The 271-nt window shown below is 32.8% G+C and carries 1 pseudogene; it reads left to right on the plus strand.

What is annotated here, in order from left to right:
• Positions 1-80: 80 nt before the first annotated feature.
• A pseudogene (locus SB689_RS23165) lies at positions 81-271 on the plus strand (Crp/Fnr family transcriptional regulator); the annotation flags it as partial.

The following is a 271-nucleotide window of genomic DNA, read 5'->3' on the forward strand; positions in this document are numbered from 1 at the left end:
CTATTGCAAAAACGGAGTGTAAACTTTTAAAAGTACCTCGGGAGGATTTCTTTTCTCTTATTGGTCAAAACAGAAATGTTATGATGGATATGTTTAAATGTATGGCCGACCGGCTCTATTACAAATATTTGATGCTTTTTAATATTTCATCTTCGGACCCTCAATTCAAAATCAAAACAATTATTGATTATTTAAAATCAACCCAGTGCAGCGATAATAACCAAACTTTTCAAATACCCTATACCAGACAACAAATTGCCAATCTTACAGG

The organism is Chryseobacterium sp. SIMBA_038, assembly GCF_046535115.1.
In the GTDB taxonomy this organism is placed as follows: Bacteria; Bacteroidota; Bacteroidia; order Flavobacteriales; family Weeksellaceae; genus Chryseobacterium.